The sequence below is a fragment of the Corallococcus terminator genome (assembly GCF_003611635.1).
Lineage (GTDB): Bacteria > Myxococcota > Myxococcia > Myxococcales > Myxococcaceae > Corallococcus > Corallococcus terminator.
Genome location: NZ_RAVZ01000084.1, coordinates 24,237 through 30,409 on the forward strand (window position 1 = coordinate 24,237; position 6,173 = coordinate 30,409).

The 6,173-nt window shown below is 70.2% G+C and carries 7 protein-coding genes; 4 read left to right on the forward strand and 3 right to left on the reverse strand.

Annotated features, from left to right (window positions below):
- Nucleotides 1-8: 8 nt before the first annotated feature.
- The gene (locus tag D7V88_RS14595) at nt 9-980 is read right to left on the reverse strand and encodes a COX15/CtaA family protein (RefSeq protein ID WP_120541250.1); all 972 of its coding nucleotides are present in this window, start codon (nt 978-980) and stop codon (nt 9-11) included.
- A 147-nt stretch (nt 981-1,127) separates the two neighbouring features.
- On the opposite strand from D7V88_RS14595, the gene D7V88_RS14600 reads away from it, so the two are divergent.
- Nucleotides 1,128-2,255: a hypothetical protein gene (locus D7V88_RS14600; RefSeq protein ID WP_120541251.1), complete on the forward strand. Its 1,128-nt coding sequence runs from the start codon at nt 1,128-1,130 to the stop codon at nt 2,253-2,255.
- Nucleotides 2,256-2,265: 10 nt separating this feature from the next.
- Here D7V88_RS14600 and D7V88_RS14605 read toward each other — a convergent pair whose 3' ends face one another.
- Nucleotides 2,266-3,672, reverse strand: coding sequence for an NAD-dependent succinate-semialdehyde dehydrogenase (locus tag D7V88_RS14605; protein ID WP_120541252.1), 1,407 nt, complete (start codon nt 3,670-3,672; stop codon nt 2,266-2,268).
- Nucleotides 3,673-3,771: 99 nt separating this feature from the next.
- Nucleotides 3,772-4,272, reverse strand: a complete 501-nt coding sequence (locus D7V88_RS14610; RefSeq protein ID WP_244238148.1) for an SMI1/KNR4 family protein — start codon at nt 4,270-4,272, stop codon at nt 3,772-3,774.
- A gap of 158 nt (nt 4,273-4,430) precedes the next feature.
- Here D7V88_RS14610 and D7V88_RS14615 point away from each other — a divergent pair, with 158 nt between their 5' ends.
- The 3 genes from D7V88_RS14615 to D7V88_RS14625 all read left to right on the forward strand — a co-directional run bounded on the left by D7V88_RS14615 (nt 4,431) and on the right by D7V88_RS14625 (nt 6,110).
- Nucleotides 4,431-4,850, forward strand: a complete 420-nt coding sequence (locus tag D7V88_RS14615) for an ExbD/TolR family protein (protein ID WP_120541253.1) — start codon at nt 4,431-4,433, stop codon at nt 4,848-4,850.
- Nucleotides 4,851-4,862: 12 nt separating this feature from the next.
- Nucleotides 4,863-5,297 (forward strand): ExbD/TolR family protein, encoded by a 435-nt coding sequence (locus D7V88_RS14620; RefSeq protein ID WP_120541254.1) that lies wholly within the window; start codon nt 4,863-4,865, stop codon nt 5,295-5,297.
- Between the two features lie 84 nt (nt 5,298-5,381).
- The gene (locus tag D7V88_RS14625; RefSeq protein ID WP_120541259.1) at nt 5,382-6,110 is read left to right on the forward strand and encodes a phosphatase PAP2 family protein; all 729 of its coding nucleotides are present in this window, start codon (nt 5,382-5,384) and stop codon (nt 6,108-6,110) included.
- Nucleotides 6,111-6,173: the final 63 nt, after the last annotated feature.

Below are 6,173 nucleotides of genomic sequence, written 5' to 3' on the forward strand. Positions count from 1 at the left end.
GGGCCGCGCTACACCGGCTCCACGCTGGACGCTGGGGCCGGGGAAGGTTCGAAGCGCGGCGCATCCTCCGCGAGCCCCGCAGCGCACAGCCGCACCACGCACATCCACACGCAGTCGGCGAGCAGCAGGTGGATGAGCTGCATCGCCACCGGCGCCAGCAGCACCAGGTTGATGATGCCCACGCAAAGCTGCGCGATGTACATGCCGGTGAGCAGCATGGACGCGCGCTTCACTTCCGGCGAGGGCCGCAGCCGGGTCACCCACCGGCCCACCAGCACCAGCAGCGCGCCCAGGCCCACGGCGAACACCGGGTGCAGCACGCGCAGGCGCAAGAGCACGTGCGCCGTCTCCGACATGTCCTGGCGCAGGCCGTCCGCGAGGCTCGTCGCGGGGAACAGCGTGTCGCCCAGCGCGGCCACCGCGCCGCTGACGCCCAGCACGCCCATGCCGGCCACCGCGAGGCCCAGCATCACGGCCACCGTGCCCTGGCCCTTGAGCACCATGCGCGCCCGGCCGGCGGCGGCCCACACCACCAGCGTCTGCGCGCCCACGAGGAGGAAGGTGTTGGTCAGGTGCACGCCCATCCACACCGCGCGCCACAGGGACGCGTTCTGGGCCACGTACTTGAGCAGCACGATGCCCGCGCCCACGAGTCCTTCGGTGAGCATGAAGAACAGCGCCCAGCCCGCGGCGTGCCGGGCGGGGTGGCCCTTGGGGACCGCGCGGCGGGCCCACACGTAGAGGGCGACGGCGAGCAGGGTGGCGAGGCCGCTGGTGAGCCGGTGGGTGTACTCGATGAGGGTCTGGAGGGTGGGGGCGCGGGGGACCACCTCGCCGTTGCAGACGGGCCAGTGGTCGCCGCAGCCCGCGCCGGAGCCGGTGGCTCGCACGAACGCGCCCCAGAGGATGACGCCCAGTGTGTAGACGAGGACGCCCTGACTGAACCACTGGAAGCGGCGGGACGCGGCGGGATGGGTCATCGTTCCCCGCAACTACCGCATCCCACCCGGGCGGGCCACCGCGCGGGGCCGCCTGGCTGTCGGCTGCACGCCATGCCCCCAACACCCGGCCTTATGGAGCCGGGCCGGACAGTCCCCAACCCTGGGAGAAGTTGTTAGCGTCACCGCGTGCCCCGAGACCGCGAAGCGCCGCCTGCCTCCCCGTCCTCTCCCGATGCGGCCGAGCGCCTGCGTCGTCTGGAGGCGGCCATCGAGGAGGGCCGGGCCCGCAAGGACGCGGCCCTGGAAGCGTGGGTGCGCCGGATGGGCCGCCTGCCCACCGACAAGGAGCGCGACCGCTGGGAGCGCGAATGGGAGCGGGGCGCGGAGCAGGAGCGTCGCCGGTGGGAGAAGCAGTGGGAGCGCGAGTCGAAGGACGCCCTGCGCCGTGCGGAGCGGCAAGCCAAGCGCGACGCCTATGTCTCCCAGCAGCAGGCGTACCGGGATGCGAAGCGCGCGGAGAGGGAGGCCCGTGACGCGGCCTCGCGCAACCCGGTGGTGGGCGTGGGCCAGCTCATCGTGGCGCTGGCGTGCGTGGCCACCGTGGTCCGTTTCCCGCACCAGTACTGGTGGCTGCTGTTCGTGGCGTTCGGGTTCTTCAAGGGGGCCGCGAAGCACCTGCGCGCGCAGAACAACCCGCTGCTGACGCGCGTGGAGGAGCCGGAGGCCCCGGTGCTGCCCGTCGCGCCGAAGGTGCCCGAGGCACCGAAGGATCCGCGCCTCGTCCGGGTGGATGCGGTGTGCGACAAGCTGCTGGCGGAGTTCCGCGCGGCGCCGGGTGTGTTGCAGGAGTTCGTGCGCGCTCCCGACCGCACCGTGCAGGACCTGCGCAAGAGTTGCCACGAACTCCTCCGCCGCGAGCGGGAGCTGCGCACGGTGGCGACGCCGGAGGACGTGCAGCGGCTGGGCGAGGAGCGCAAGAAGCTGGAGACGCGCTGGGCTTCGGAAGAAGACAGCGTGGTGCGGGACCGGCTGCGCGCGGCGTTGCAGGTGCTGGATGAACAGGTGCGCCAGCGCGCGGAACTGACCAAGGCGGCGGACCGCCTGGAGGCCGAATACACGCGGCTGGCCTACACGCTGGAGAACCTCTACGCGCAGGTGGTGCGGGCGCGCTCGGCGGATACGTCGGACGCGGACGTGGCGGGCGCGGGCTTGCGCCGCAGCGTGGAGCAACTGGGCGCGGAGGTGGACGCCGTCACCGAAGCGCTGGAAGAGGTGCACGGCGCGCCCATGGATGGACGGGTGCGCACGCGCTGAATCCGGGCTGCTACTCGGCCGCGTGCTTCGTCGGGGGCGCGCCGCCGGACGGTCCGGAGATGCGCACCGTCTTCGCGTTGACGAACTCACGGATGCCCAGGTCCGCCAGCTCGCGGCCATGGCCCGAGTGCTTCACGCCGCCGAAGGGCAGCCGCGCGTCGGACGCGACGAGCGCGTTGACGAAGACCATGCCGGCCTCGATGCCGTCGATGAAGCGGCGCTGTTCGGCGGCGTCCTGTGTCCACACGCTCGCGCCAAGGCCGAACGGGGTCGCGTTGGCCAGCTCCACGGCGTGCTCCAGGTCGCGGGCGCGCAGCAGCGTGGCCACCGGGCCGAAGAGCTCGTCGTGGAACGCGGGAGCCTGGGGCGGCGGGTCGGCCAGCACGGTGGGCGGATAGAAGTTGCCGGGGCCGCCCTGGGGCTTGCCTCCGAGGAGGAGTCGGGTGCCGGCCTTCACGCTCGCCTGCACCTGGGCGTGCAGGCCTTCCAGGATGCCGGGCGTGGCGAGCGGCCCGACGTCCGTCTTGGGGTCCATTGGATCGCCGACGACCATGGTCTTCATGCGCTCCACGAAGCGGCGCTCGAACTCCTTGGCGATGGGCTCCGCGATGATGAAGCGCTTGGCGGCGATGCAGGACTGGCCGTTGTTGATGAGGCGCGCGGACACGGCGGTCGCCACGGCCTTGTCCAGGTCCGCGCTGGGCATGACGATGAACGGGTCGCTGCCGCCCAGCTCCAGCACGACCTTCTTGATGGCCTTGCCGGCGGCGGCACCCACCGCGCGGCCAGCGCCCTCGCTGCCGGTGAGCGTCACGGCCTTCACGCGCGGATCCTCGATGACGCGGTTCACCTCCGAGGTCTCGATGAACAGCGATTGGAAGGCGCCCTCGGGGAAGCCCGCGTTGAGGAACACTTCTTCCAGCGCGAGCGCGCACTGGGGCACGTTGCTCGAGTGCTTGAGCAGGCCCACGTTGCCGGCCATGAGGGCAGGGGCGGCGAAGCGGACGACCTGCCAGAAGGGGAAGTTCCACGGCATGATGGCGAGCACGGCGCCCAGGGGCTGGTAGCGGACGAAGGCGGTGTCGCCATCCACGTCGATGGGCACGTCGCGCAGCAACTTCTCCGCGCGGGTGACGTAGTAGCGGCACGCGGTGGCGCTCTTGATGGATTCGGCCTTCGCGGCCTCCAGCGGCTTGCCCATCTCTTCCGTCATGAGGCGGCCGAAGCGGTCGGCCTCCATCTCCAGGATTTCAGCGGCGCGGCGCATCCACCGGGCGCGGTCCGCGAAGGACGTTTCCCGGTAGGTGCGGAACGTGTCCGCGGCCCGTTGCAGCTTGCGCTCCAACTCCTCGGACGAGAGCGCATCGAAGGTGCGCAGCGTCTTGCCCGTGGTGGGGCTGATGGTGGCGATGGCCATGTGCGGGTGCCTCCCAGGTGCGAACGTCCCCGGGTGATAGCAGCCCCTCCGCCGCTGACAATGCCAACCGCACCCGAGCGTAAGCCCCAGGACGTGTGCTCAGGACTTCAGGATGACAGGCGACAACGCATCCGACTGGAGCGCCGAGCTGAAGGCGTCGAGGTTATCGGCCAGGAGGTGGAGGCTGTTCTCGCCCACGGGGGCATGCGCGTCCCAGTAGAAGACCTTGCCTGCATCGGCTCCGGCCACCGACAGGCAGAGCTTGTCCGCGCCTTCCGTCGTGGCGATGGGCAGCAGTCCGGGAGGGATGCGCTCCTGGAAGACCTCCAGGTTCCAGTCGAGGTTGCAGGACTCGACGGGGTCATTCAGTCCGAAGAACAGGTGGATCCGGCCGAGCGCGTTCCCCCTCAACCCGTGGATCTGGAAGAGATCGCGCTCCGGCCTTCCGCCATTGGTGGCCAGCAAGAATTCTCGAAGCGTGTGTGGGAGCTTGAAGCCGTACCGCTGTTCAAATGAACCGAGGTCGTCCTCGCTCAGCGACGGTCCACCCTCTGTTGTTCGCACCAGATGAACCATCATGGACGCCTTGAGGAACCGCATGGGTTGGGTGTCTTCACGGAGCGAACGTCCCCCGGTGATAGCAGCCCAGTCGCTGGACGCCATGACCGAACGATGACGGAACCACCGGCTGCCCACGGCCAACGCCTTCCAGTGTCCGTGGTCCCATGGCGTCCGGTTCGCAAAGGCGGAGGCTGTGCATGGGAATGGCCGTGGGAGGCAGGGGCGGAGTGAAGGCCGAAATCAACGTCACTCCGCTGGTGGACGTGGTGCTGGTGCTGCTCATCATCTTCATGGTGGTGACCCCCATGTCCCCGCAAGGCAAGGACGTCCCCCTCCCCGCCGCCGCGCAGGGAGAGCACCGCGACACCCCGCCGGAGCCGCTCGTCTTCTCCCTCACCGCCGACAAGGCCCTGTTCGTCGGGACGGAAGCGCTCCCGGACACCTCGCGCTTCCAGGAGCGCATGCGAGAGGAACTGCGCGCACACCCCGAGCGTCGCCTGCTCCTCAAGGCGGATGAAACGCTGACATGCGGCGACGTGCTCGAAGTCCTCCATCACTCTCGCGACGCCGGAGCCTTGAAGGTGTCGCTGGGTGTCGCCGTGAAGAAGACGCACTGAGGACCCACCGCCATGCGCTCCAAACGCCAGTTCCTGGTGAAGCCGCAGTCCGCCCTCCAGTCCGACATCAACGTCACGCCGCTGGTGGACGTGGTGCTGGTGCTGCTCATCATCTTCATGGTGGTGACGCCGCTGATGCGCCGCGAACTCATGCTCCAACTCCCCTCGGCGGAGGCCGCCCCCACCAACGCCCCACCGTCGAAGGAGCTGGCCCCGGGCCTCGTACGGCTCACGGCGGAGGGAACCCTGCTCCTGGAAGGCGAGGCCGTGAGCGAAGCGGACTACGTGCCTCGGCTGCGCCGCTTCCTGGAGGCCCGTCCCCGCGGCCAGCGTGGCCTGTTCTTCCAGCCTGATGCCCGGGCGCCTTATGCGCGGCTGGTGGTGGCGCTCGATGGCGCGAAGGCCGCCGGGGCGGAAGGCCTGGGCCTCGCGGTGGAATCCCACTGAGCAGGCTCCGGAACCTGGAGCCTGTCCGACACTCCCGCGCGAATGTCGGTAGCGGCCCTGAGGGCCACGTCCTATGTCACGGCCATGTTACGCGGGCCGTGGCGGTGGTTGTCGGGTTGGGACGTGATGGTGACGCGGCCGCTGGCGCTGCTGTTGCTGGTGGCGGCGTGCGTCCTGGGGTTCGTTGCCCTCTCCGACGAGGTGCATGAAGGCGAGACCCAGGACATCGATGAGCGCATCGTGCGCTCCCTGCGCCGCGAAGAGGACCCCGCGATGCCCCGGGGCCCTTGGTGGCTCGCGGAGACGGCCCGGGACGTGACGTCGCTGGGCGGCGCTCCCGTGCTGTCGCTCATCACCGTGGCCGTGTGTGGCTTCCTGCTGGTGGCCCGCCGCTACCGCACGTCCCTGTTCGTCTTCAGCGCCACCGCGACGGGCTGGCTGCTCAACGGCGTGCTGAAGAACCTCTTCCACCGCCCCCGGCCCTCGGTCGTGCCCCACCTCACCGAGACCATGTCCACCAGCTTTCCCAGCGGCCACGCGATGCTGTCCGCCATCACGTACCTCACCCTGGGCGCGCTCCTGGCCCAGTTCGCCGAACAGCGGCGCGTGAAGGTCTACATCCTGTCCGTGGCCCTGCTGCTCTCCGTGCTGGTGGGCTGCACCCGCGTGTACCTGGGCGTGCACTACCCCACGGACGTGCTGGGCGGCTGGGTGGCCGGCCTCGCCTGGTCCCTGCTCGTCACCGTGGCCGCCCGGAGCGTGCGCCGCAGGAGCCCCGCGCTGCGCGAAGAGGCCCGGCGCCCTGTTCAATGAGGCTTGCGCCAATGCCTCCCTCGGATGAAGAAAGAGCCCCCACCTCCGCCCCCTGGCGCGTAG